The following is a 515-nucleotide window of genomic DNA, read 5'->3' on the forward strand; positions in this document are numbered from 1 at the left end:
ATGCTGTGCAAACAATTAGCTTTAGTATGCAGACAGTTGGAACTGACAGTGCTGGCACTCCTAACTCTTTAGCAGGTGGCTTTACCCTTTCAGGTATCGCTGGAGTTGCTGCTGCTGTAGGCGGTAAAGACTATGATGTCTTAGCTGCAGGTATAAGTTCTATCGCTACGGTCGGTTCAGCTGGTATATCAGCTTCTTCAATTAGCTTTGCAAGTGTATTTACAGCTGACGGAATTAGTGTTTCGACACAAGTCAATGCACAAAAAGTATTGGCTGGAATGGACTCACTGATCGCTGTAGTTGATAAAAAGCGTGCTGAACTCGGTGCGGTGCAAAACCGTTTTCAATCTACAATTCGTAATCAAGCTAATATCTCTGAAAATCTAGCATCTGCTAAATCACGTATTAAAGATGCTGATTTCGCGGCAGAAACGGCTAACTTAACGAAAAACCAAATTTTACAACAAGCGAGTCAAACTATTTTAGGTCAAGCAAATCAACGCCAACAATCTGCC

General features: G+C 42.1%; 1 protein-coding gene. It reads left to right on the forward strand.

The window, feature by feature from the left end:
* A partial coding sequence (locus CWB85_RS22875) for a flagellin (protein ID WP_283235144.1) occupies positions 1-515 on the forward strand: 515 nt, incomplete at both ends.

It is taken from the genome of Pseudoalteromonas sp. S1727 (assembly GCF_005886375.1).
In the GTDB taxonomy this organism is placed as follows: domain Bacteria; phylum Pseudomonadota; class Gammaproteobacteria; order Enterobacterales; family Alteromonadaceae; genus Pseudoalteromonas; species Pseudoalteromonas haloplanktis.